The organism is Shewanella sp. BF02_Schw, from assembly GCF_014596695.2.
GTDB lineage: Bacteria > Pseudomonadota > Gammaproteobacteria > Enterobacterales > Shewanellaceae > Shewanella.
Genome location: NZ_JABKAW020000002.1, coordinates 752,239 through 775,094, shown reverse-complemented (window position 1 = coordinate 775,094; position 22,856 = coordinate 752,239). Strand labels below are relative to the sequence as shown.

The 22,856-nt window shown below is 42.4% G+C and carries 23 protein-coding genes and 1 pseudogene; 8 read left to right on the top strand and 16 right to left on the bottom strand.

The genetic code is table 11. From position 1 onward, the window contains the following. Positions 1–6: 6 nt before the first annotated feature. The 9 genes from HNW13_RS11755 to rraA form a co-directional block, all read right to left on the bottom strand. Positions 7–543, bottom strand: a complete 537-nt coding sequence (locus tag HNW13_RS11755; protein ID WP_192115386.1) for a hypothetical protein — start codon at positions 541–543, stop codon at positions 7–9. 45 nt (positions 544–588) lie between these two features. Next, positions 589–1,335 carry a twin-arginine translocase subunit TatC gene (tatC, locus tag HNW13_RS11750; protein ID WP_101086256.1) on the bottom strand — a complete coding sequence of 249 codons (747 nt, stop codon included), beginning with the start codon at positions 1,333–1,335 and terminating at the stop codon, positions 589–591. Between the two features lie 3 nt (positions 1,336–1,338). Next, positions 1,339–1,752, bottom strand: a complete 414-nt coding sequence (gene tatB, locus HNW13_RS11745; RefSeq protein ID WP_192115387.1) for a Sec-independent protein translocase protein TatB — start codon at positions 1,750–1,752, stop codon at positions 1,339–1,341. Positions 1,753–1,758: 6 nt separating this feature from the next. Then, a complete protein-coding gene (gene tatA, locus HNW13_RS11740; RefSeq protein ID WP_101086254.1) occupies positions 1,759–1,998 on the bottom strand; it encodes a Sec-independent protein translocase subunit TatA in 240 nt (79 codons plus the stop codon). A gap of 110 nt (positions 1,999–2,108) precedes the next feature. Then, entirely contained in the window at positions 2,109–3,758 is a 1,650-nt protein-coding gene (gene ubiB / locus HNW13_RS11735; protein WP_192115388.1) for a ubiquinone biosynthesis regulatory protein kinase UbiB, read from the bottom strand. Further along, a complete protein-coding gene (locus tag HNW13_RS11730) occupies positions 3,755–4,375 on the bottom strand; it encodes an SCP2 sterol-binding domain-containing protein (protein WP_162022215.1) in 621 nt (206 codons plus the stop codon). The genes ubiB and HNW13_RS11730 overlap by 4 nt, the downstream gene beginning before the upstream one ends. After that, positions 4,375–5,130 (bottom strand): bifunctional demethylmenaquinone methyltransferase/2-methoxy-6-polyprenyl-1,4-benzoquinol methylase UbiE, encoded by a 756-nt coding sequence (gene ubiE / locus HNW13_RS11725; protein ID WP_011635964.1) that lies wholly within the window; start codon positions 5,128–5,130, stop codon positions 4,375–4,377. Before ubiE ends, HNW13_RS11730 begins: the two co-directional genes overlap by 1 nt. Positions 5,131–5,385: 255 nt before the next feature. After that, entirely contained in the window at positions 5,386–6,414 is a 1,029-nt protein-coding gene (locus HNW13_RS11720) for a formimidoylglutamase (RefSeq protein ID WP_192115389.1), read from the bottom strand. A 99-nt stretch (positions 6,415–6,513) separates the two neighbouring features. After that, complete coding sequence (rraA, locus tag HNW13_RS11715) at positions 6,514–6,999, bottom strand: ribonuclease E activity regulator RraA (RefSeq protein ID WP_101086250.1); 486 nt, start codon at positions 6,997–6,999, stop codon at positions 6,514–6,516. A 386-nt stretch (positions 7,000–7,385) separates the two neighbouring features. Between rraA and HNW13_RS11710 the strand changes: the two genes are divergently transcribed. The 3 genes from HNW13_RS11710 (at position 7,386) to HNW13_RS11700 (ending at position 9,891) form a co-directional block, all read left to right on the top strand. Beyond that, the gene (locus HNW13_RS11710; protein ID WP_101086249.1) at positions 7,386–7,634 is read left to right on the top strand and encodes a YgjV family protein; all 249 of its coding nucleotides are present in this window, start codon (positions 7,386–7,388) and stop codon (positions 7,632–7,634) included. A 536-nt stretch (positions 7,635–8,170) separates the two neighbouring features. Then, positions 8,171–8,683 (top strand): phosphatase PAP2 family protein, encoded by a 513-nt coding sequence (locus HNW13_RS11705; protein WP_182745125.1) that lies wholly within the window; start codon positions 8,171–8,173, stop codon positions 8,681–8,683. A 158-nt stretch (positions 8,684–8,841) separates the two neighbouring features. Then, entirely contained in the window at positions 8,842–9,891 is a 1,050-nt protein-coding gene (locus tag HNW13_RS11700; RefSeq protein WP_192115390.1) for an MJ1255/VC2487 family glycosyltransferase, read from the top strand. 72 nt (positions 9,892–9,963) lie between these two features. On the opposite strand, the gene rsd is transcribed toward HNW13_RS11700, so the two are convergent. After that, positions 9,964–10,431 (bottom strand): sigma D regulator, encoded by a 468-nt coding sequence (gene rsd / locus HNW13_RS11695; protein WP_101086246.1) that lies wholly within the window; start codon positions 10,429–10,431, stop codon positions 9,964–9,966. A gap of 456 nt (positions 10,432–10,887) precedes the next feature. On the opposite strand from rsd, the gene hemE reads away from it, so the two are divergent. Continuing rightward, positions 10,888–11,952, top strand: a complete 1,065-nt coding sequence (gene hemE, locus HNW13_RS11690; RefSeq protein WP_101086245.1) for a uroporphyrinogen decarboxylase — start codon at positions 10,888–10,890, stop codon at positions 11,950–11,952. Between the two features lie 648 nt (positions 11,953–12,600). Further along, complete coding sequence (locus HNW13_RS11685; protein WP_192115391.1) at positions 12,601–13,290, top strand: hypothetical protein; 690 nt, start codon at positions 12,601–12,603, stop codon at positions 13,288–13,290. A gap of 885 nt (positions 13,291–14,175) precedes the next feature. Here HNW13_RS11685 and HNW13_RS11680 read toward each other — a convergent pair. The 4 genes from HNW13_RS11680 to HNW13_RS11665 all read right to left on the bottom strand — a co-directional run bounded on the left by HNW13_RS11680 (position 14,176) and on the right by HNW13_RS11665 (position 17,910). Next, positions 14,176–15,633 (bottom strand): HAMP domain-containing sensor histidine kinase, encoded by a 1,458-nt coding sequence (locus tag HNW13_RS11680; RefSeq protein WP_192115392.1) that lies wholly within the window; start codon positions 15,631–15,633, stop codon positions 14,176–14,178. Beyond that, positions 15,633–16,367, bottom strand: a complete 735-nt coding sequence (locus tag HNW13_RS11675; protein ID WP_192115393.1) for a response regulator transcription factor — start codon at positions 16,365–16,367, stop codon at positions 15,633–15,635. The genes HNW13_RS11680 and HNW13_RS11675 overlap by 1 nt, the downstream gene beginning before the upstream one ends. Before the next feature lie 110 nt (positions 16,368–16,477). Then, on the bottom strand, positions 16,478–17,197 hold the full coding sequence (locus HNW13_RS11670; protein WP_192115394.1) for a spondin domain-containing protein: 720 nt from the start codon (positions 17,195–17,197) through the stop codon (positions 16,478–16,480). 11 nt (positions 17,198–17,208) lie between these two features. After that, positions 17,209–17,910: a spondin domain-containing protein gene (locus HNW13_RS11665; protein WP_192115395.1), complete on the bottom strand. Its 702-nt coding sequence runs from the start codon at positions 17,908–17,910 to the stop codon at positions 17,209–17,211. Positions 17,911–18,092: 182 nt separating this feature from the next. On the opposite strand from HNW13_RS11665, the gene HNW13_RS11660 reads away from it, so the two are divergent. Both HNW13_RS11660 and HNW13_RS11655 read left to right on the top strand, forming a co-directional pair. Next, the gene (locus HNW13_RS11660; protein WP_192115396.1) at positions 18,093–18,644 is read left to right on the top strand and encodes a GNAT family N-acetyltransferase; all 552 of its coding nucleotides are present in this window, start codon (positions 18,093–18,095) and stop codon (positions 18,642–18,644) included. 39 nt (positions 18,645–18,683) lie between these two features. Then, positions 18,684–19,484 (top strand): FAD-binding oxidoreductase, encoded by an 801-nt coding sequence (locus HNW13_RS11655; RefSeq protein WP_243756248.1) that lies wholly within the window; start codon positions 18,684–18,686, stop codon positions 19,482–19,484. On the opposite strand, the gene HNW13_RS11650 is transcribed toward HNW13_RS11655, so the two are convergent. Next, positions 19,467–20,498, bottom strand: coding sequence for an IS630 family transposase (locus HNW13_RS11650; protein ID WP_124011554.1), 1,032 nt, complete (start codon positions 20,496–20,498; stop codon positions 19,467–19,469). The genes HNW13_RS11655 and HNW13_RS11650 overlap by 18 nt on opposite strands. 56 nt (positions 20,499–20,554) lie before the next feature. Here HNW13_RS11650 and HNW13_RS11645 point away from each other — a divergent pair. Continuing rightward, positions 20,555–21,127: pseudogene (locus tag HNW13_RS11645) on the top strand (FAD-binding oxidoreductase); the annotation flags it as partial. Between the two features lie 34 nt (positions 21,128–21,161). On the opposite strand, the gene nhaC reads toward HNW13_RS11645, so the two are convergent. Then, positions 21,162–22,661, bottom strand: coding sequence for a Na+/H+ antiporter NhaC (nhaC, locus tag HNW13_RS11640; RefSeq protein ID WP_101086238.1), 1,500 nt, complete (start codon positions 22,659–22,661; stop codon positions 21,162–21,164). Positions 22,662–22,856 lie beyond the last annotated feature (195 nt).

Below are 22,856 nucleotides of genomic sequence, written 5' to 3'. Positions count from 1 at the left end.
CTGTAGTTACTTTAATCGTCTAACTCGGGTAGTAGCATTGCGATCATCGCTACCCAATAAAAATGAATTCAATGCACCTGTTTCAATAAAGATGCGTTGACCTTTTTTGATTTTATAATACTTTGAGCTACTTTGCTTCCAGACTTGACCATTGCTGAGTGTTATCACAAATGCGCCTAACGCATCTTTCTTAACACTAATGACTTCAGAGTAAATCTTATCGACTTCATCTTCTATGACTTTCTTTTGTAAACCAAAATCATCAACGCTGAGTACTTGAGGACTTGTTGCAACCAAAGGTAACACAACGTTTGGTGTAGCGGGTGGCCTTGGAGCCTCAGATGGGGCAATCTTAGTTGTATTTGCCGTCGTCATTATGTGAGCACTGGGTTTAGCATTAGCAGCTAATTCGTCATAACAAGTTAATCGCACAGTTTTGTCCGTTTTAGCGGCACATATAGACAGTTGCTGGCCAAGATTGGTATTGGCATATGCATTAGCCGAGATCAATATGATCCCGACGGCAATTAAACTTAAACGCATTGATTCTTCCTTATTATTTTAGTCTGTAGAGCCTTTCTTTATCGCTTAATTTTCAGCTTCTTCGTTCTCTGGCTCATCTTCTTTTTTGCTGTAGAAACGCGCTGCGATTAGTCCACCTTCAAACAATAACAGCATTGGTACGGCTAGCATAGTCTGCGAGATAATATCGGGAGGCGTGAGTACCATGCCAACAACAAAAGCTCCTACTACAATATAAGGACGTTTTTGGCGTAACTCATCGGGTGTTGTAACACCAGCCCAGCAAAGCAAAACGACTGCTACAGGTATTTCAAAAGCTAAACCAAAGGCAAAAAATAATTTTAGAATAAAACTCAAATAACTGCTGATATCAGTAGCAACTTGCACGCCTTCTGGAACGACACTGGTGAAAAACCCAAATACAACTGGGAAAACAATATAGTAGGCAAAGGCTATTCCAAGATAAAACAACAGGGTGCTGCTGGCTAGCAAGGGAACAACTAAGCGTTTTTCATGTTTGTATAACCCAGGGGCGACAAAAGACCATACTTGATAAAGCACATAGGGAATGGCGATGAAGAATGCTAATACTAGTGTTAATTTAAAGGGTGCAAAAAAAGGCGCGGCTACGTCGGTTGCAATCATACTGCCCGTTTCTGGAAGCGAGCGCATTAAAGGCAAAGCTATGTAGTGATAAATATCGTTAGCCCAATACACAATAGTAATGAATACCAATAACACACTGCCAATGGCTTTAAGCAATTTGTTACGTAATTCAAGCAAATGGCTAATAAGCGGTTGCTGTTGCGACATGGATTATCCGTTTGATTTAGGGGTTGAACTGTTTTCGCTAGTCACTTCAGATGACTTAGCTTCTTTGACTGAAGGAGACTCGTCAGCTGATTTTTTTGGCTCGACAGGTGATGTGTCTTCAACCTTATAAGGACGATTCACTGATTCAGCGGCTTTTTTCAGCTGATCAATCGACTCTTGTAACTCTGGCGACAAATTGGCTAAACCTTTGCTTTCAGCTTTTTTTAAATCAGCATGTAACTGATCAATTTTAAGCTCTTGCTCAAGTTCATCTTTGACAGAGTTAGCCATGCGCTTAAGCGCACGGATCCAACCTGTTAACGAACGTACTGCAACCGGTAGTCTTTCGGGGCCTAGTACCACTAGCCCCAAAATACCGATCAGCAGCAGCTCCATAAAGCCGATACCGTCAAACATAATAAATTACGCCTGTTTATCTTTAGATTCTGTTTCAGGTTGCTTTTCTGCAGCCTGTTGCGAAGTCGCTGCCGTTTGGTCTTTGTCTTCTAGTGATTTACTTTCATCTTCTGGAGTCATGGCGTTTTTAAAGCCTTTTACTGCTCCACCTAAATCACCGCCCAAAGAACGCAATTTTTTAGTCCCAAATAATAGAATGACAATTAACGCTACGATTAGAAGCTGCCAAATACTGATGCCGCCCATGAAGATTTTCCTCTTTAAAGTAAAAATGGTTTTTGTAAAAAAGTTATTTCAAAATCCATAATAACACCCAATTCTTTAAGTATTATGAACCTCTAATAAATTAGTGCTAGCTAAAACTTACGATTCTTTGGCCTAGATCGCCATCCTATTGCCCAAATCAATATGCCTGCACCTATACAGGTATATGCAGGCCATAGTGTAGCTATTTGAGTAAATAAAATTGTGCCACAGATCAATAATACAGCCGAAGTGATAAGTAGATAATTACTCTTGTGCGATTTCTGTTGGTAGCGCAAGTACTTATCTAACATTTGCTGTTGAGTGCCGAGTAATTTACGGCCTAGTTTTAAATTGTCGTAAATCAATTCAGGAAACTCAGGGAGTTTATCAGCCCAAAATGGCGCATTTGATTTTACTTTATTGAACATGGCTTTAGGGCCAACTTGTTCTGACATCCAATTTTCTAGGAAGGGTTTGGCGGTTTGCCATAAATCTAATTGTGGATATAACTGACGGCCTAAACCTTCAATATACAGTAAGGTTTTTTCGAGTAACACCAATTGTGGCTGCACCACAATATCAAAATGACGCGCAGTTCTAAACAGCTCTAACAGAACATGACCGAATGAAATTTCATCCAATGGTTTATTAAACATGGGTTCGCAAACTACTTTTACAGCTTGTTCAAACGCAATAATATCTGTGTGTTCAGATACCCAACCTGACTCAATATACAGCTGGGCAATACGGTGATAATCGCGATTAAAAAAGGCTAAAAAGTTTTCTGCTAGGTAACGTTTATCCACTTCGGTTAATGTGCCCATAATGCCGCAGTCTAGGCCGATATAAAATGGGTCGTCTGGATGTTCACGACTGATAAAAATATTGCCTGGATGCATATCTGCGTGGAAAAAATTGTCGCGAAACACTTGGGTGAAAAACAATTCTACACCGCGTTCAGCAAGCAGTTTAAAGTTGGTACCTTGAGCTCGTAACGCTTCGGTATCAGAGACTGGAATACCGTAAATGCGTTCCATGACCATAAGGCGTTTATAGCTGTGTTCTTCGTAAACAAAAGGCACATACAGCGAATTAGAATCCAGAAAATTATTGCGCAGCTTGATGGCGTTAAGCGCTTCTAGCTTTAAGTTTAGCTCGCCTAAAATGGTGGTGCGGTAATCTTCAATCACTTCTGCTGGGCGTAAACGATTACCGTCACCTAATAAGGTTTCGAGTAAGTTAGCCGTTTGAGTCATTAACTGTAAGTCAGCTAATATCTGCTGCTCAACATTAGGTCGCAGCACTTTAAGCACCACGGCTTTACCGTTAGATTTTAAGGTAGCGGTGTGTACTTGCGATATTGAGGCGGAGGCTAATGGCGTGTCATTAAAGTCATCAAAATAGGTTGCGATAGGAGCACCAAGCTCAGCTTCAATGGCTTCTCGTGCTAAAGCAGAATCAAACGGTGGCACTCTGTCTTGCAACATGGCCAACTGATACGCCCATTCGTCGTCAAGTAAATCACGGCGAGTCGACAGCATTTGCCCTAATTTGATGTATACCGGCCCTAAATCTTGCATCGCTAATTTTAAGCGCTCTGCAGGCGATTTAGTTTTATGCTTATTACGGATCCAAAATAAGCTGTTGCGCACAATGGCGAAATACCAGGGCTTTTTGTGTTTAGGTATTAAGTCATCTAAGCCAAAATGCAGAATGGTTTTAATGACATGGTAACCACGCCTGATACTTGCAGTTGTCATTGCGTTATTTGATCTCTTATTTGGGCTATTTTGGCTTCGATACGTTCGGTTTGACTCACCAGTTCGTCCAGATTATCACGAAAATGTAGCCATTCGATTTTATGCGGCGCTAGGCGATATTCTTCAGTGGTTAACTGGCTGATGTGTGAGCGAGTTTTTTGTAAGACTAGCTTGATATCATGGTTAAATTGTTTTGCTGTAGCAACGAGTTTATGCGTCGGAGCATCACCAATATAACGTGATAATGGTTCGGCAAAATCAACATGAATATTCTGTAAATAATGGCTTAACGATTGCAGTAATTGAATATCGCCTTCCAAACTGAGTTTATCTTGTTTGATAAGCTCAGTTAAATTAGCGCCTTCAGTCAGCTGATATAATGTTGATACATCAGCACGTACGGTTACTGCTACATCACCTTCGTAATGGCTGAGTACTTGAATTTGTTTGGCAAACACCAAATAAATGGGCCAGTTTAACTGACTCAGCTGGATACAAAATACTTTGCCGTGCAATGACTTTTGGCGAGCATAGTCACTTTTAGCCTGTGCTGGCAGTTGGTTAAAAGCGGTTTCAATGGCAGCACAAGTTAACAAAGCAAAGTGATTAGGGGTCATTAGAACTTATAACCTCTATGCAATGCGACAACGCCGTCTGTCATGTTGGTGTAGTCGACTTGTTCAAAACCTGCATCTACCATCATTTGTTTAAGCGTTTCTTGATCAGGATGCATCCGAATTGATTCGGCAAGGTATTCGTAGCTGTCAGCATCTTTAGTGATTAATGCGCCCATTTTAGGTAACACCTTAAAGCTATACATGTCGTAAACTTTACGCATTAATTCATGTTTAGGTGTTGAAAACTCAAGCACGAGTAGTTTTCCACCAGGCTTTAATACTCGTTGCATTGAACGTAACGCCGCATCTTTATCGGTAACATTACGTAAACCAAACGCGATAGTGATGATATCAAAATGGTTATCAGGAAACGGCAGTGCTTCAGCGTTAGCTTGAACATAGCTGACGTTATTGACGATACCTTTGTCACGTAATTTAGTGCGACCGACCTTGAGCATTGAATCATTAATGTCAGCAAGAACGACTTGACCTCTATCGCCGACTAAATGTGAAAACTTAGCCGTGAGATCGCCAGTACCACCGGCTAAATCAAGCACTTTCATTCCCGGTCTTGCAGCAGCGACTTCAATGGTGTGGCGCTTCCAAAAGCGGTGAACTCCAAAAGACATCACGTCATTCATAATGTCGTATTTTGCCGCGACGGAATGAAACACGTCAGCGACTAAGTCTGCTTTTTTATCGGCTTCGACAGTTTTATATCCAAAATGAGTGTTTTTCGGTTCGCCTTCAGACATCGGTATATTCCTATAATGTGCGATAATTAATAGCGAGTGTATGCCATTGCGAATGATTGCTGAAATGCTGTGGTGCGAGAGTGTGACAACAATCAATTAGTTGTCTTACCTTGCACCTAATATACATTTCACTTCAACTTGAACGCAGCAATGAGCTTCGCGTCGATTAGCCCCAATAAAAAGCAGCAGTTAAGGCTAAAAAATTGCCTGCATTAGAGCATAAAATTAGCCTTTAATGAATAGCCGTAGCTGATTCTAATTCAGACCGGTTAATCGACCCTGAAGATAAGCATAAATTAACTCACTGAGACCTTGACCTGCATCGCGGTAACCCGCTTCTAAACCCGCGTGATGACATGCTGGGGCAGTTTCTGCAAAATGAGCGTAATGGCATGGACAATGCCTAGCAATATAATGCACATAATGGCAGGCATCGAGTATCGATATACCGGCAAAAGTCGCTGCACTGCTGGGCATATTGGCAATCGCATCGACATCGAGCTCTAATGCGACGGGCAGTTGGGTTTGATTTAATGCTTTAGCGATTTGTTTTAATGCAGTTTCTAGCGACAGTTCACGCCGGATCCAAATTTGTTGAAAACTGTTCCATGTAGCGCCAAACAGGCTCAGTTGTTCTAGGGTTTCTTCGCTATTTTTTAATTCATGCAAGCCGAGAATATGATAATGGTCGAGTGCGCCATTGGCGGCGGCATAACTAAATCCATTACCACTGTGGCGACCTTCTCGTGGTCTAAAATCACTGTGTGGATCGAGGTTGACGGCTGCGACAGGTAGGCCTGTAGTGGCTTTTGTTGCCATTAATAAACCATAAGCATTATTGTGGCCGCCGCCGATAACGATGGGTTCTAATCCTGCTTGCATGATTTCACTTACTGCAGCAATGACGATGTCATCCAATTTTGCGGTTGCTTGGCGTAATTGCTCAACGGTAGCGGTTGTGGATACTGATGTATCAAGACTGATCTGGCCTAAAATGGCACATTCGTTACCATTAAGAAATCGATTGGACTGTAAATTAATCAACTGTTTGATGCTAGCGATAAAGGCATCATCAGCGCCGCCTCGGCCGAGGTTAGCTCGTGGTCCCACATCTTCTGCAATGGCAATAATGGCAAACTGGGCGCCACTGGATTTAGCCTGTTGTGCATTTTGCGCTAATGACAGTTCAGCCGATGCCAGATAAACCTGTTGGCCTATTTTGGTTTCATTAGGGCGTAAACTTAATAATGCATCGCAATGCTGCTGAGTAAATGCGCTAAACATGGTGATTCTCCGAATTACAGCCACAAAAAAACCAGCATAGCTGGTTTTTAAAGGAATTGTCTGCCAGCTTTTTACAAAGCTAAATTGGCTATGACGGGGTTATTCAATATCTAATGGTTCTGGAGACAGAATAACGCCCGTGTTATCAGCATAGATATGATCACCCGGTAAGAAGGTCACGCCACCAAAATTAACTGGAATTTCGATTTCGCCCACACCGTTACTTTCAGCACCGACAGGAATCGAAGCAAGCGCTTGGATACCAATATCAAGTTCTTCAAGAGCGTCAACGTCACGTACTGAACCGTAAATGAGAATACCTTCCCAATTATTGGCTACAGCAATTTCAGCAATTCTAGCATCGAGTAGCGCACGTCTTAACGATCCGCCACCATCAACTAATAATACTTTACCTTCACCGTCTTCTTCTAAAGCTTCAGCAATCAGGCCATTATCTTCAAAACACTTAATTGTACTGATTGAGCCACCGAAGGAGCTGCAACCACCGTAGTTACTGAACATTGGTTCGACGACATCGACTACATCTATATACATGTCGCAGAGTTCTGAGGTGTTGTATTCCATATTTCACTCCTGTTGGACAGCAAAGGTAAATTGCTGGGTAAAGCAAAGTTAAATGAATTATATGAGCTTTTTATGAAAATAAAAGCCTTATCAATCACTGGATTGTTATAAATCAACTTATGGTGTGACTTATGTGCAGATGACGCATTGGCCTAAATAGAGAACAGGGATCAAATTTGTAAGTAATTTTCTTTCAAATTGAACCAATTAGTCGATATATGTTGATTTAGGTCATCCTAATACGTTTTTTAATTACATTTTTGCTCTACAGTTTGTTAGCATATTGCTAGATTTATTAATGTTAGTTTACAAAATAATACTAGCTTTAGGGGCACGGAACCCCCGTTACGCATACGGAAGGCAGAGAGCCTGAAACAGAGGTTCTTATGGAAAATATCAATATTATTGAAGTATTAGGCTATGCCGCATCCGTTATGGTTGCCATTTCACTAATGATGAAAGACATCGTTTTACTAAGATGGTTAAACTTTATTGGCTGTTCTTTTTTTGTCGCCTACGGATATGCAATCGAAGCATGGCCAGTAGCGGGCATGAATGCCTTTGTTGCATGCATTAACATTTTTCACTTAATTAAGATTTATCGTAATAAAGGTGCACAGCCACAAACTGCATAATTGCACGAGTCATATTAAGTTATCGTGTTAGTGAATGACGATAACACGGTCGCGATTAATAACCCCTCAAGCCAAACTTGAGGGGTTATTGCTTTAAATCGCTTTGATTTAAAGCAATAAATGGCTATCAAACCGCTCTGTATTCCCCTGTCTGCGTTTTAATGGCCCACAATAAGCTCTCTATTGACGAGTCAATACATCTTGTGAGTAACATCAATGGCAAGCACATAGTGCCGATTTTAAATAAAACCGTTGTTATCGATTTATCCCATCTCTTATTCTCAGTTGAAGTGACCTCGCGGGTAAACATCAGCCGTTAAGCTTCTTTATGGTTATTCGCTAATTTATGCTTATTCTCGAATTTATGGTTATTTCTAACGTGAAACTCAACTCTGGGCTGTGTCATAAAACTTTAGGCTAACTGTCACCTCGTGTTCATTACCTCTGTCTATTATCTAAACTGTTAACAAATACATAACTTTAGTCGGATGAATATTAGCTAAATGATATTACCGACGTTTGACATGGAGTCAGGCATGAAGAGTATCAGCCAGTTAGATAAATATTGGTTTTATTGGATAGTGCAATTTAGTCGAGATAACGGCCTAAGTCAGGCTGCTAAACGTGTATCTGCAACCGGTGATGGCCACTATTATGCTTATTTATCTGTTGCGCTATTGTTTTTTCATCCCAACGGTCAACACTTTTTTAATTTAGTGTTGGGGAGTTTCTTGGTTGAGTTTCCGTTGTATTTACTGCTGAAAAATAGCATTCGACGTCATCGTCCTTGCCATGCGTTAGCTGGGTTTGAGTCTGGTTTTGAACCGTCGGATAAATTTAGCTTACCTTCAGGGCACACTGCTGGCGCCTTTGTGTTTGCTAGCGTGGTGAATCTGGTGTTTCCTGCCTTAGCACCGATTGCGTTTGCTTGGGCTTGTTTTGTTGGCTCATCGCGTATCGCTCTGGGAGTTCATTATCCTGTGGATATTATGGCTGGCGCTGGGTTGGGGATCGGCTCGGTATTTCTGGTCGATCAACTGATGCTGTAAAAACTTATGTTAAGAACGCTCATGAAGTAATCGCTCATGCCGTCACAGTACATGTGGTAAAGGTTCGCGTAGCCACTCTTCATGTAGTAACTGTTCATGTAGAAAGAAGCACAGCGTTTTAATCTTGATCATTAAGCTGTTGAGGGGTGTAAGGCAATATGAAAATCTTGTACGGAGTTCAAGGCACAGGGAATGGCCATATCAGCCGCGCACGCGTAATGTCTACTGCGCTTAAGCAACATAATATCGATGTCGATTTTCTTTTTTCAGGCCGAAGACCACAGCACTACTTTGATATGCAATGCTTTGGCGATTATCAGACCCGTAATGGTATGACTTTCGTAACCGAAAATGGTCGTGTGAATTGTGTTAAAACCGCCAAATACAATTTAACCACTCCCATTTTATCTGAAATTAAGCAGCTCGATTTAACGGGTTATGATTTAGTTTTAAACGATTTTGAACCTGTGAGTGCTTGGGCGGCCAAACAACAAAATGTGCCGTCAATCGCCATTAGTCATCAAGCAGCATTACAGTATCCAGTCCCTAAACAAGGTAACAGCTGGTTTAATGAATTTCTGCTCAACCATTTTGCACCCGTTGACATCGCTTTAGGTTGTCATTGGCATCATTTTGGCTTTCCTATTTTACCTCCATTTGTGGAGGTGTGGCCCAATGGTGGTGATCATAGCCACCAAATTTTAGTCTATTTACCCTTTGAAGAGCCTGATCGTATAGCTGCCTTTTTAGCCCCATTTGATCAATATCACTTTTCTGTTTACCACAGCACTAAACCATTAAAACCATTAGCAGATCATATTCATTGGCATGGTTTTAATCGTGAAGGCTTTAAACAACACATGGCTCAATGTGGTGGGGTGATTGGCAATGCTGGCTTTGAGTTGGCCAGTGAGGCGATGACGTTAGGTAAAAAGTTATTGGTGAAACCGTTACAGGGTCAGTTTGAGCAATCTGCTAACGTTGCGGCGTTAGAATTACTTGCTGCGGCAGAAAGTATGCAAACTTTAGATCCTGCCGTGCTCAAGCGTTGGTTAAAAAGCCCGTCACCTAAGCCTATTGCGTATCCACAGGTAGGCGATGCATTAGTGGAGTGGTTAAAAATGGGCGATTGGCATCAGCCGCAAGATTTATGTCAACATTTGTGGTCACAAGTTGAGTTGCCTGAAAACTGGCATAAACGGCAATAATGTTTGCTGCAATCAAGTTAACCGTATTAAAAAGTGCGTCAATTCATCGCACTTTTTAATGGGCTGGCTCAATTAAGGAAGGCGTTGATATAGCAATTCTAGCAGCTCATCTTCTAATTCGAAACGCGACTCCATCGCTTGTGCTAAATGTGATAAATCGTTGTCGAGTTGATACAGCACTTGTTCGTCAGATGCGTCGGTATATTTATCATTAAAATCCAATGCCGTGTCAGTACTTTCGCTAATCAGCGGTAATAAGGCGTTGGCTGTTTCGATACTCGTTTCACCAAACTTCTCGCAAGCTTTAATAACGTTGTTGTAAACCTCAAAGTGACCTTCTGAGACATAATCAACTAATTGGGCACAAAATTGTTTCACTTGATCCATGCTCGGAAGTGATTTTTCGCTACGAGAATAGGGTGCTAATCCGGCAACGATAAAATATTGGATTAATAATTTGCGGCGATGATTAAGCCATTGATCGATTAAATTATGAGAACCGCCCCAGCGTTTTTCTGCTTTTTCTAGTTTTGTTAGCATGTCTTCTCTCTAATTGGCAGCCATTCTGTTACAACTAATGTATTGGACAAAGTGTATTGCGATCAACTGTTTTATTTTTATTTGCTTATCGACGAGCTTGCTTTGGGGATGAAAAGGACAGGGGTCTTGGAGTGGGATAATAAAAAACCCCGTGATGGCATGCCATCACGGGGTAACGAAGTTTTCAAAGGCTCGATTTGTCGGGCTTCTTGATTGTTCTTGCTAGCGCACACTTTTTATACCAAACCACTTAACGCGACGCAACTTTTAATCCAATAAATTGCGATTTACACATCAGTATTGTGTGTTTTGTGAGCATAGTGGCGGTTGTGTTAATAAAATCGACCATAGATTTAGGAATAGCTCACATAAATTCTGCATGAGTGGTTACATTAATCGCGTAAGTGCTAAACTAACGCCCAGCAAAAATCATAACAGTCTAGGAACAAAGTCCACATGGCAGAATTAAAGAATGATCGTTATTTACGTGCGTTGCTAAAGCAGCCTGTTGATGTCACTCCAGTATGGATGATGCGTCAAGCAGGACGTTATTTACCTGAGTATAAAGAAGTTCGTGCTCAAGCGGGTGACTTTATGTCTTTATGCCGTAATGCCGAATTGGCTTGCGAAGTCACTTTACAGCCGTTACGTCGTTATGACTTAGATGCTGCGATTTTATTCTCAGATATCCTGACCGTGCCAGACGCAATGGGCTTAGGTTTGTATTTTGAAGCAGGTGAAGGTCCGCGTTTTGAACGTCCAACGGATACTATCGATGCAATCAAAAAATTATGTATTCCAGATCCAGAAGATGAATTGGGTTATGTAATGCGTGCAGTGAGTACGATTCGTCGTGAACTGAATGGCTCTGTGCCGTTAATTGGTTTTTCAGGTTCTCCTTGGACTTTGGCCACTTACATGGTTGAAGGCGGCTCAAGCAAAACCTTCGAAAAAATCAAGCGTATGGCGTATGCAGAACCTGCTGCATTACACATGTTATTAGATAAGTTAGCAGACTCAGTAGTGTTATATCTTAACGCTCAGGTGGCTAACGGTGCACAATCGTTAATGATATTCGACTCGTGGGGCGGTGCGTTATCACATCACGCTTACCGTGAGTTCTCATTACGTTACATGCAAAAAATTGTTGATGGCTTAACTCGTTTTGCTGATGGTCGTAAAGTGCCTGTTACCTTGTTCACTAAGGGCGGCGGATTATGGTTAGAGTCTATGGCTGAAACAGGCTGTGATGCATTAGGTTTAGATTGGACTGTTGATATTGGTGATGCTCGTCGTCGCGTAGGTCATAAAGTGGCGTTACAAGGCAACATGGACCCATCAATGTTGTATGCTACGCCAGAGCGTATTCATCAAGAAGTTGATCAAATTCTAGCGAGTTATGGTGAAGGTACTGGCCATGTATTTAACTTAGGCCATGGTATTCATCAACATGTTGATCCTGAACATGCTGGTGCATTTATCAATTCTGTGCATGAGTTGTCAGGTAAATACCACAAGTAATTAGTGATATTGACTAAAAAAAGCGAATCTTCGGATTCGCTTTTTTGTTGCTCGTTTTTTGTTTTTTCGTCTTTTTGGTAGTGCTTGTGATCCGTAATTTAGCTGTTTTTATTATTTAGATTTTATGGCCTGCGGCCACAAGGTCGTGGCGCTTCGCCCACACCAGACCAAGAGGAAACCAACGGCTGTTCCCTCTTGGAACTCCCAGCCGCCCCGCAACATTTTCGCTATTTACAAAACAATAGCTGCGAAAAGTCGCCATGGGGATTGATCCAGCTTTTGACTTCATCTTTAACCGTCTTCGGCCTTATTCGAAAATGCTAACGCTTCCGATGGTACATCCTGTACCGCGAGAGCTAAGCTCACATCCATGTGAGCTTCACGCTATTTTCTTCAACGGCCTCAAGTTCAGAGTTGAGTTTAGGCATTTTTAATCAAGGCATCTAACTCATTTATGGACAGAAATGCGTTAGTGACTATGCTCTAGCAAAGATGTTTTGATGAGGAAAAGTATCTCGACTTATTAAATAAAAATAGTGAATTAAATATCAATCATGTATGGCACATTAAAGTAAACTAGTCTTGCACCAAATAAAAAAGTAATATTTAAAAAGTGTTACCACCTCATCAAATCAAAAGGAATTGTTCTTGAATACTATAAAAATTTTATTTTCGTTAGCCTTCGTTTATATAACTACAGGCTGTACTAGCATCCCCCAAAACGCACAAACAAGCATTAAGCAGTTTTCTAAGCCTCCTATCGATGAAATAACAGAGGCTTTTGTTGGCGACAATATGCTTTATCAGGGAAAGGTATCTACAGCAAAATACCTTCATGTTAAAAAGATGATAGATGGTGTTGGTTATGATATTTACGAAGGGTTCTATAAAGCTGTAGGTGAAAAAAATGGTAAAAACTTCTACTCGATCACTGGTAATCCAGGGGCCGTTATAAAAAATCCATTTGTAGATCCGCAAGTGGCATTATCAATGAATAATGACAGAGAAGTTTGTGTTTCAACTCCATTTGTAACTGAAGCAGCTTGTTATGAGGGAGGAGAACCAGAGGAGATTTCCCGCAGTATTGAATCTGCCCAAGACTTTCAACAAACATTAATTTACAGCGGCAGCAATGGGCAAATAATTAATGCTTCATATAGGGAATTTACAGGTGGCATGGCTCGTGATGCTTTTAGTAATAGCGTTGAATACGATATGGATAAATCAAACATCATTCGTTATAAAGGTGCTGAAATTGAAGTCATTGAATATGACAATCGTAGTATTAAGTATAAAGTTCTAATACCGTTTAAGCCTGCTGTTGAATATCAATACTAACTAGTTCGCATAGGTATCCTATGTATCGCTGAATCACGGTGTTGTTGAGTCGTTTGCTTTGTAGCATTATCAAATTTAGTCAGTAGATTGACGAGTGTTGTAACACTCAAAGGTCTACTCGACAAGCTTTGGGGGGGGAATGAGTATTAACTGTGCCATCCATTATTAATTAATACCAGTTTTAAAAAGTTTAGCTTTCTATATTATTGATGTTAATTCTAAATGTAAGTCTAAAACTTCAATCTAACCAATTGCCTGCTGCAGGCTATCGTGCAGATAATCCAGCGAGACGCCGCAAGCACTTCCATGTGGGCTTAACCAAAACATCCCTGTTTCGGATACTCGCTGGCTCATCTGCACCTGAATTTTTATTTATTCGATTTAGCATTATTTATGGCTGCCAGTTATTTAAAGCTTATAACTGATTTAACACTTTCAGGTTTCATATTATTGAGGACGTTGAAGAAAATGACGTGAGCTGGCCATGGACGGCCAGCTAGCTTTCGAGGGGAAGGGACGCCCCATCGGAAGCGTTAGCATTTTAGAATAAGTCCGAAGCAGCATACAAATGAAGTTAAAAGCTGGATCAATCCCCATGGCGACTTTTCGCTGTTTGAAAATGTTGCGGGGTGGCTGGGAGTTCCAAGAGGGAACAGCCGTTGGTTTCCTCTTGGTCTGGTGTGGGCGAAGCGCCACGACGTTAGTGGCCGCAGGCCATGTTGTTAACTCACAGTAACTCAATTTTTTGTTAGGACTTAGTTCTAATTCTTCTGTTCAGATATAATTGATTTTGTTTATCATGAAGCTTAATGATAAACAAACCTGAGTCAGTACCAATTGAAGATACGATGAAATCGCTGATTATTTGCGATTCAAAAAATGAGATTAACTCTGCGTTACAAGCTCTATCTTAAATTCGCTGCCTACGCCTGGTTGGCTATCTATTTCAATTCTGCATTTCAATAAGCCTAATAATTGCCTGACAATGGCGAGTCCGACGCCGAGTTGTGGCAGACTTTGATTAGCTTCAAACGACAATGTCGTCATCGACAATTGTTTAAGGGCATCAACTTCATGCTTGTGCATGCCTGCACCTGTGTCACGCACGGTTAACCATTGTTGGCCATTGTGTTGTGCATTGATGATTTGTATCTTGCCACCTGCGGGAGTGTAGCGCAGGGCGTTATCGACCAAGTTGTTGAGTATGCGGCGCATTAGTGCAGGGTCAGTATAGATTTGGCTAGCATGGTTGATGTCAAAATCTAATTGAACCCCGAGCTTTTTTGCTCGAGGAGTAAAGGTTTGTTCAATATCACTAAGCAGTTCGCTTAGGTTGACTTGTTGTAGTTGCGCATCGATTTGGCCATTTTCGAGGGCGGCCAATTCTAATAATTGTGCCAGTAGCTGCTGTAATGTTTGGCCTGAGTTTGCAGCATATTGGATCAGCGCCTCGTCGCGCTCGTGCTCGGGTAATATTAACCAAGTATCGATATAACCTAACAATGCGGTAAGCGGGGTTTTTAAGTCATGTGACAAATGCAGTAAAAAGTCGTGTTTGGCCTGTTGTTGGCGTTTAACTTGCTGTTGTTGCAATTGGATTTCTTGCAATAAATGATTGATATGATGGCTGAGCTGGCTTATTTCTAAGCTGCCACGATAGCGCTGGGGGAGCATCAGTTCGTCAGACATCGGCGTGTTTTTAAGCTCGGTTAAGTCTTGAGCGAGTTTTTGGATTGGGCGGGTAAAATAGCGCAATAAAATCACGAATAGCACTAAAGCAAAAATAATCCAAAAACCGATTGTAGCGCCCCAGATTTTAGGTTGGTTTTCGGCGTTAATCAGTGCTTGCCAGCTGTCGTAATCTTCACCGCCAATGATCACATACAAATAACCACTGTGCAGACCATCTTCGGTGATGAGTTTACTAGCGGAAAAAATCTTGTGGGTATCTTCGCTGCGCGGATCTGTGCCAAGCACTGGGAGGTTGTCACCATTTAAAAACTGCTGAATGATTGTGGTATCGACTCGATGAGTTTTAATTTTTTCTTCTTTGGCGTCATAAGCAATCACTTTGCCATCTGGATCTAAGGTGTAAATTTCAAAGCTTGGCCCTAACAGCATAAAGTCGTGAAAGGCTTCTTTAAGCGCGGCGTCTGACGTGATCCCTTGCGATAACAAAGGGTTGATATGTGCCATGTGTTCAGCAAGTTGTAGGTGCAGTGATTGCTGAATTTGATTACGGCTGAATTCATGGTTAAGTTGCAACCATTGCCATAACGCCACAAACAGTAATAACACGATGATTGTGGATGCTAAAAACAACCGATTAAATAAGCGATTCATTAGTGGGCTTGCACCTCTGGTGGTGAAAATTTGTAGCCTACGCCCCACACTGTTTTGACAAGGTCATGTTCAGGCGAGCATACCGAAAGCTTGTTGCGTAAACGGTTTATATGACTGTTTACAGTGTGCTCATAGCCATCGTAGTTATAACCCCATACTGCTTCTAACAGTTGCATGCGGCTAAAGACTTGTTGCGGGTGTTTGGCTAAAAATAGCAGTAAATCAAATTCGCGGGCGGTGAGGGTTAACGCTTTATTAAACGCGGTAACTTCACGAGTGCTGGAGTTAATGGTTACGCTGTTAAATTCAATTTGTTGGGTTTGTTCATGTTGTGCTTTGCCGCGTCTTAATAGTGCTTTTACCCGTGCGCGCAGCTCTAATACGCTAAAGGGTTTGACGAGGTAATCATCTGCCCCTGCTTCAAGGCCCAGTACCACATCTGCTTCTGAATCTTTGGCGGTTAATAGCATCAACGGGACTTCCTTACCGTCTTGGCGTAGTTGCTCACACAACATAATGCCATCACCATCGGGGAGCATGCGGTCCATTAATATGAGGTCGAGCTTTTTATGCTCGATTATGTGCATGGCTTGCTTCAAGGTGGTGGCGTGGTCGACGCTGTAGTTGAGTGCTTTGAGGTTAAGTATGATTAACTTAGCTAAGTCTTGTTCGTCTTCTACTAACAAAATATGTTGCGGACAAACATGGCCATTATGTTTCGCGTTTCCATTCATGGTGACTTCCTCAAAGCAAATCCAGTAATTGCATTAATACTTAGACCCGCTTTGAGGAGAATAAATTTCAATCGGGTTGAAATTCATTCAGTCGATACGACCGATTAAGATTATTCAGTACGCATAATAGTGACAGCTAACACCGGGTTATCAAAACGATGCGATGCACCCAGTACTGAATCAGCTAAGCCATCGTACATTGAAATAACACCCGGATGAATATGCACAAAGTCGACATCATCACGGCTAGCGTTAAAACCTTCGCCGCCATCAGCAGGTCCTGGCATAGTACCTTTGGCTTCGCTGTTGGCTTCAGTGCCAGCATCATAAGCCATAAACTTCATCGCGGTTGTTGCATCCACTTCCATTCCGGCAATGGTGTAACTGTTAATACCGGTAAAAGCATCGTTAGTGTTAACCAACATGGTGGCCAAACTAATGCTAGCTACGTCGGCTTCATCTAAGGTCAAGGTCAATGTTTCTGACATACCAGGCATTAATAAGCCTGTGCCGTTAACGCTGCTATTGATCACGCTGAGTGCAGCTATGTCGGCAGTATCACCACCTTCAGCCATTTTCTCAAGTGCTTCGCTGGCCATTTCACCGGCGTTCCATAACATGGTATCACTAGCATGAGAGGCTAAGATAACGGGCGACATTGGTTGGTTAGCCGTCAAGTTAGTCACGGTTACCGTGAAGGTTTGCATCACTGGAGCTGGTGGGGTAACAACAACGGTATCGTCATCGTCATCACCACAGGCAGTAAGCAGTGTTGCAGCAGCCAGCATGGCGATTAAGCTGGGCTTAAGGGTAAAGTCAGTGCGTTTCATGGGCTACCTCCTTATTTTACTGTCACCACAACTTTGGCTACAGGGTTCAACCAGCGATGTACGCGACTGTCTAAGTCACTCATACCACCAGCAGGGTCCATGTCACCTAAAACACCAGGGTGAGTATGTACATTGCTGTTGTCAGAATTGTCCATCACGCCTGTGCCATTGGCTCCACCGTCACCACTAGGGGCTGCCGGAATACCCGGTACGCCAGACATGCCGCCGCCATTAATGATTTCATCATTGGCTTCTGTGCCTGCATCATATGCATTGACGTACATAGTATACGTGCCTGCTTCGGTAGGGATTTCCCAAGCGTCTAAGCCCATAAAGGCATCATTAGTGGGTAACACCATCGCTACGATAGATAAATGGGTGTTGTCGCCAGTATCAAGCATTACTCCACTTACATTGGCACCCGCAGCAAGCAAACCCATTGCCGGATTTGCTGATGTTACGCCTGCATTAACGGTTACAGCTGTATCTAAGTCGGCAATGTCACCGCCTTCAGCCATTTTTTGTAACGCTGCAGAAGCTTCGGTACCGACTTGAAACAGGTGGCTGTCAGCGTCGTGGGCTGCGATCAAAATAGGGGTGAAGTGATTTCCGTGAGTTAAGTTTGTCACGCTAACTTCAATATCAGCAGCGAAAGTTGGAAGGCTGAATAATCCAGCAGCCATAAGACTTGCAGTCACTAGTGTACGTTTCATAACCGAGCTCCTTTGTTTAATTGCAACCAGTATGAACAATGGATCTCACCTACTTATCGCCAAATTATCACAAAAGGTTAACATCGTTAACTTACCGATAATGACGTGTGATATGGTGTGCTAAAACCAACAATAAGAGCACACCTCAAGTTGAATTAAGGTGTGAAGAAAATAGGTTAATAATGATTAGACAACTGACTCCCGCTGACTTTGATGCAGTGATAACCCTAGGTAAAATAGTCCACGGCAGTGGTTATATGGATATCGCTGAACTGACAGCGATTTATCACAAAGGCATTAAAAATGGCATTAATGCCAATTTTGTCGCGCTTGAAAATGAACAACTTATTGGCTTTCGGTTAACGTATGCCGCGGGACAATGGCCGCAAGATCAATGGTGCACGGTTAATCAGTGGGGCGTTGATTTTAACGATGTGTGTTATTTCAAATCAAACACCATTGCAGAATCTGCCCGGGGACAAGGGCTTGGTGGCAAGCTATTAGCGGCCTCCAAGGCTGCAGTAATGGCACAAGGGGCTAAGGCGGGGGTAAGTCATTTATGGCAGCAAAGCCCTAATAATGCTGCAGTGCGTTATTTTACTAAGGCAGGTGGTAAGTTAATTAAACAGCATCCGCAGCGCTGGCATCAACGTTATATGGGTGATGATTATATCTGTGTATTATGCGGTGAGGATTGTCATTGCGTAGCCTGTGAAATGCTACTGCTATTTTAATGTCTACTGTCTAAATCAATAATAAAAAAGAAGACTAATATGTACGATCCGCTGATTAACTCGCACCCTAATAATCAAACGTTTGCTCCTAGCTATTGGGCAAGCACTCAAGTCTTACCCGCACCAACCGCAGCATTGTCTGGCTGCCAACAAACCGATGTGGCTATTGTGGGGGGGGGCTACACAGGCTTATTAACAGCGTATTATTTGGCAACCGAATTCAATATTGAGTGCCATGTGCTTGAGGCCAACCAAGTCGGTTTTGGTGCCAGTGCCCGTAATGCCGGTTTTGTATTAAAAGGCTCGGGTCGATTAGGTTATGCCGCCATGACCAAGCGTTGGGACTTAGCAACGACCAAGGGCATATTCGATGAATTCACCCAAGCGGTGGCTAGAGTCGATGGGTTAATCAAACAACATAATATCGCCTGTGAACCGCAAGAGGCGGGCTACTTAAAGGTGGCCCATAATCCCAAAGCATTGGTCTCGCTGCAAAATGCCGCTAATTATATTCAACAACATTTAGCCGACAGCCAAGACTCAGGTGCCGAGTTTATTTCAAGCCAAGATTTTAGAGCCCAGTATTTAGATCATCATCAAGCCTATGGTGCGCTGCGTTTAAAAGACGGTTTCGGCCTTAATCCGCTTAAATTATTATTGGGTTATAAGTCGATGGTACAAAACCAAGGCGTGACTATTTCTGAGCAATCTTGCGTATTAGAGTGGATTGAAGAGGGCGGTAAACATCGTTTAATTACCGATAAAGGTGAGCTGATTGCCAATAAAGTCATTATGGCGGGCAATGCTTATACTCAAGTGAATTCAAACTGCAGGTTTTAATTTCTGAAAGTTATCATTAATTGTATCACCGAGTGTATCGGCAATATCGGGGAGGGTGATGCTAAAAAAGTCAGTGATTTTTCGTCGGAATTCTTTTGTCGTTGCGAAGTATTGCCCATTCCTCGCATGCTTATTCATTACCTTCCACAATCGTTCTATTGGGTTTAAATTTGGACTATAAGGCGGCAGGTAATGCAATGTTATATTCAGATGTTCAGCCTCTTTAACCACTAAGGCATTTCGATGGTATCCAGCGCCATCAAGCACCAAATGGATAACACCACTTGTTGAGTAACGCGCTCTAATTTGGTTTAAAAAATCGATGATGGATGCACCGTTAACCGTTTTGCTATATTGCTCAATGACCGCTTCTGTTAAGTGACCAAGTCGGATTGCACCAACCACGTTAATACGGGTTCGGCTTCCCGTCGTTTCTATCGGTTTATCAACGCCTTTTTTTATCCAGCCTGCGGTGATTTTTGTGGCTTGGGTCGGATGAACCGCATCCATAAATAATAACGGTTCATCAGGGGTTAACGAGGATTTTAGTTGCTCATAATATTCAATGAAAGCCGTTTGTTTGTCTTCATCAAATTTGTGAGGAACCCCTTTAGGGTTTTTATAGCTGAACTGATGTTTATGCAGCCATTTATTGAGGCCTGACACTGTGTACTTAATCTGAAATTGTTCTGAGATATAAGCGACTATTTGATGGCTATGCAAGTAGGTCACCTCACACAGGTGTGCAATCAATAGTTCAGTTTGCTCTTGACTCAGATAACTTAAGGAGCCGCCACTATTACACGTGAGTTTTTGGTCGTGAGCATAGGCATCAATGTATCGAACTACGGTCGTTTCGTGAATACGTAACGCTTGGGCAATCATTGGCGTTGGCCAATTTTCATCGCGTAGTAAAATGGCTTTAATGCGATCACACTCACGCCTATCACTCGAGCTTTTATGTCGAGTTTCCAATGCTACTTTTTGTTCTGGCGAGAGTGTAATTTGTTTCATGGGGCTATGATGATCCCATTTGGGACAAAATCAAGCATTTTCAATGATCACGGGTATATACGCCTAAACGGTTTAACCCGCGCATAGACGATAAGTTTTTGCCGATATTAAGCAATGTGATTGTCACCGAGCCGCTTACCGCTCAAGAGCTTGCACAGGCAGGTTTGCATACTCATCAAGTGACCATGGACACCCGTATTTTAAAATACTATTACCGTTTATTACCCGACAACCGTTTATTGTTTGGTGGCCGCGGCGCGGTGTGGGGCAAAGATGCTGCAAACCCTGTTTACGGTGAGCGTTTAAAAATGGCGCTCAATAAGTGCTTTCCAAGCTTAACCAGTAAAGCGATTGCTTATAATTGGACCGGGTGGATTGCTGCTGCCATGGATGACATGCCCCATGTGTACAGTAAAGGTGGCGTGGGTTACAGCTTAGGATATTGCGGTGCTGGAGTGTCTTTTAGTAGCCAAGCTGCGTATCGCTTAGCACAAAGTATTGCCGGTGAAACCTTACCCAATTTGCCTTTGTATCAGCAACCCTTGCCTAAATTCCCCTTCACCCAAGCAAGACGGCTTGGGCAATGGGGTTATTATCATTATGGTTGGTTAAAAGACCGTTTTGGTTAATCGCCCATTTCTAGGTTAATAGACGACTTTTGAGTTAACCAACGACTTCGCCAGTGCTGATCCTAGTTTCGTCTAATGGCTCAATTTTGAAATTGAAATAAGCATAAGATGCACTAATAAACGGACAGACTAAGTTAAAGAAGGCGTAGGGCAAGTAAGCGATAGTGGCTACGCCAAGTGTACTTGCCATAAAGGCACCACAGGTATTCCAGGGTACTAACGGACTGGTTACGGTTGCTGAGTCTTCTAGCGCGCGGCTTAAATTAACAGCTGCTAATTTACGGCGGGTGTATTCCACCTTTAACATTCTGCCTGGCAGTACTATGGCAATGTATTGATCGGCAGTAATAATGTTCGCGCCAATACACACGCCCAGGGTGGTAATAATCAAGCTGGCCGTGCCGGTGACGACGGTAAGAATACTTTCTAAAATACGGTTTAATAATCCGGTGACTTCCATCACGCCGCCAAATGCCATCGCACAAAGAATAAGCCAAACGGTTGTTACCATGCTGCTCATGCCACCACGGCTTAATAAATTATCTAATACTTCATCGCCTGTGTTGGCGACATAGCCGTCAAACATGGCTATCCATAAACCTTTCACTAGCGCGACCATTGGCAATAATGTGTCGTCGTGTACAAAGGCAATCACGTTATCAAACTGAAATAATGCTGCGCACACCGCGCCAGCTAACGTACCTAATATGACCGTTGGAAACGCTGGCATTTTGCGGTTAGCTAAATACAACACCACTAATAACGGGATCAATAAATGTATTCCTGGGCTGTAGGTCTTATCCAATAAAGCCAAAGTATCTACGAGTTGATTTTCAATCGGCACCGCATCTGCTGTAAGGCCTAAAAAAGTAAACCCAATGAGGGCGATGATAATGCTGGGTACAGTGGTCCATGTCATGTGGCGGATATGGCTGAAAATATCAGTACCCGCAACCGCAGGGGCAAGGTTTGTGGTATCAGACATTGGTGACATTTTGTCGCCAAAATACGCGCCACTAATAATAGCGCCGGCAGTAATGTTAACGTCTAGCCCCATTGCTGACGAAATACCCACTAAGGCAATACCTAAGGTGCCGGCAACGGTCCACGAGCTACCAATACTCAGTGCAACCACCGCACACAACAAACAGCAGGCAGTATAAAAGTAGTCTGGGTTAAGGATTTGCATACCATAATAAATCATCGTCGGCACTGTACCGGCTAAAATCCACGTACCAATCAGTGAACCCACACTAAATAAAATTAATAATGCGCCCGTCGCAACCCCAATACTTTTGACGATACCGCGTTCCATTTGATTCCAGCTATAGCCATTTTTATAACCGATGATCATTGCAATACATGCCGCTAACACTAATGCGATTTGATTGGCGCCTGATGAGCTGTCCGATGAAAACAGATAAACCGCTGCCGCGAGCATAAGAATAAGGGCAAAAACGGGGATTAGTGCATCAAGTAAGCTGGGTTGCTTGTGCTCCGATGAAGACGGTTTGAACGACGCCGATTGAGACATACTACTTCCTTTGTTGTTATTATTTTTGACCAATATCTCATTCGTGTGAGTTGGCTAAGTGTTATTATAATAAGTTAGTAACTTATTTGTAACAGAAGCACATCCTGACATAAAAATGCCTGTTAAGTCGAACATTGTTAGGCTTGAGTAATAATTTATAGATGGGCAGATTGCTGCAGCTTTTGAGTAGTATGC

Bases quoted from the DNA above. Each gene is read 5' to 3' on its own strand.
- HNW13_RS11755 (WP_192115386.1), bottom strand. From the start codon at position 543: ATGCGTTTAAGTTTAATTGCCGTCGGGATCATATTGATCTCGGCTAAT.
- tatC (WP_101086256.1), bottom strand. From the start codon at position 1,335: ATGTCGCAACAGCAACCGCTTATTAGCCATTTGCTTGAATTACGTAAC.
- tatB (WP_192115387.1), bottom strand. From the start codon at position 1,752: ATGTTTGACGGTATCGGCTTTATGGAGCTGCTGCTGATCGGTATTTTG.
- tatA (WP_101086254.1), bottom strand. From the start codon at position 1,998: ATGGGCGGCATCAGTATTTGGCAGCTTCTAATCGTAGCGTTAATTGTC.
- ubiB (WP_192115388.1), bottom strand. From the start codon at position 3,758: ATGACAACTGCAAGTATCAGGCGTGGTTACCATGTCATTAAAACCATT.
- HNW13_RS11730 (WP_162022215.1), bottom strand. From the start codon at position 4,375: ATGACCCCTAATCACTTTGCTTTGTTAACTTGTGCTGCCATTGAAACC.
- ubiE (WP_011635964.1), bottom strand. From the start codon at position 5,130: ATGTCTGAAGGCGAACCGAAAAACACTCATTTTGGATATAAAACTGTC.
- HNW13_RS11720 (WP_192115389.1), bottom strand. From the start codon at position 6,414: ATGTTTAGCGCATTTACTCAGCAGCATTGCGATGCATTATTAAGTTTA.
- rraA (WP_101086250.1), bottom strand. From the start codon at position 6,999: ATGGAATACAACACCTCAGAACTCTGCGACATGTATATAGATGTAGTC.
- HNW13_RS11710 (WP_101086249.1), top strand. From the start codon at position 7,386: ATGGAAAATATCAATATTATTGAAGTATTAGGCTATGCCGCATCCGTT.
- HNW13_RS11705 (WP_182745125.1), top strand. From the start codon at position 8,171: ATGAAGAGTATCAGCCAGTTAGATAAATATTGGTTTTATTGGATAGTG.
- HNW13_RS11700 (WP_192115390.1), top strand. From the start codon at position 8,842: ATGAAAATCTTGTACGGAGTTCAAGGCACAGGGAATGGCCATATCAGC.
- rsd (WP_101086246.1), bottom strand. From the start codon at position 10,431: ATGCTAACAAAACTAGAAAAAGCAGAAAAACGCTGGGGCGGTTCTCAT.
- hemE (WP_101086245.1), top strand. From the start codon at position 10,888: ATGGCAGAATTAAAGAATGATCGTTATTTACGTGCGTTGCTAAAGCAG.
- HNW13_RS11680 (WP_192115392.1), bottom strand. From the start codon at position 15,633: ATGAATCGCTTATTTAATCGGTTGTTTTTAGCATCCACAATCATCGTG.
- HNW13_RS11675 (WP_192115393.1), bottom strand. From the start codon at position 16,367: ATGAATGGAAACGCGAAACATAATGGCCATGTTTGTCCGCAACATATT.
- HNW13_RS11670 (WP_192115394.1), bottom strand. From the start codon at position 17,197: ATGAAACGCACTGACTTTACCCTTAAGCCCAGCTTAATCGCCATGCTG.
- HNW13_RS11665 (WP_192115395.1), bottom strand. From the start codon at position 17,910: ATGAAACGTACACTAGTGACTGCAAGTCTTATGGCTGCTGGATTATTC.
- HNW13_RS11660 (WP_192115396.1), top strand. From the start codon at position 18,093: ATGATTAGACAACTGACTCCCGCTGACTTTGATGCAGTGATAACCCTA.
- HNW13_RS11655 (WP_243756248.1), top strand. From the start codon at position 18,684: ATGTACGATCCGCTGATTAACTCGCACCCTAATAATCAAACGTTTGCT.
- HNW13_RS11650 (WP_124011554.1), bottom strand. From the start codon at position 20,498: ATGAAACAAATTACACTCTCGCCAGAACAAAAAGTAGCATTGGAAACT.
- nhaC (WP_101086238.1), bottom strand. From the start codon at position 22,661: ATGTCTCAATCGGCGTCGTTCAAACCGTCTTCATCGGAGCACAAGCAA.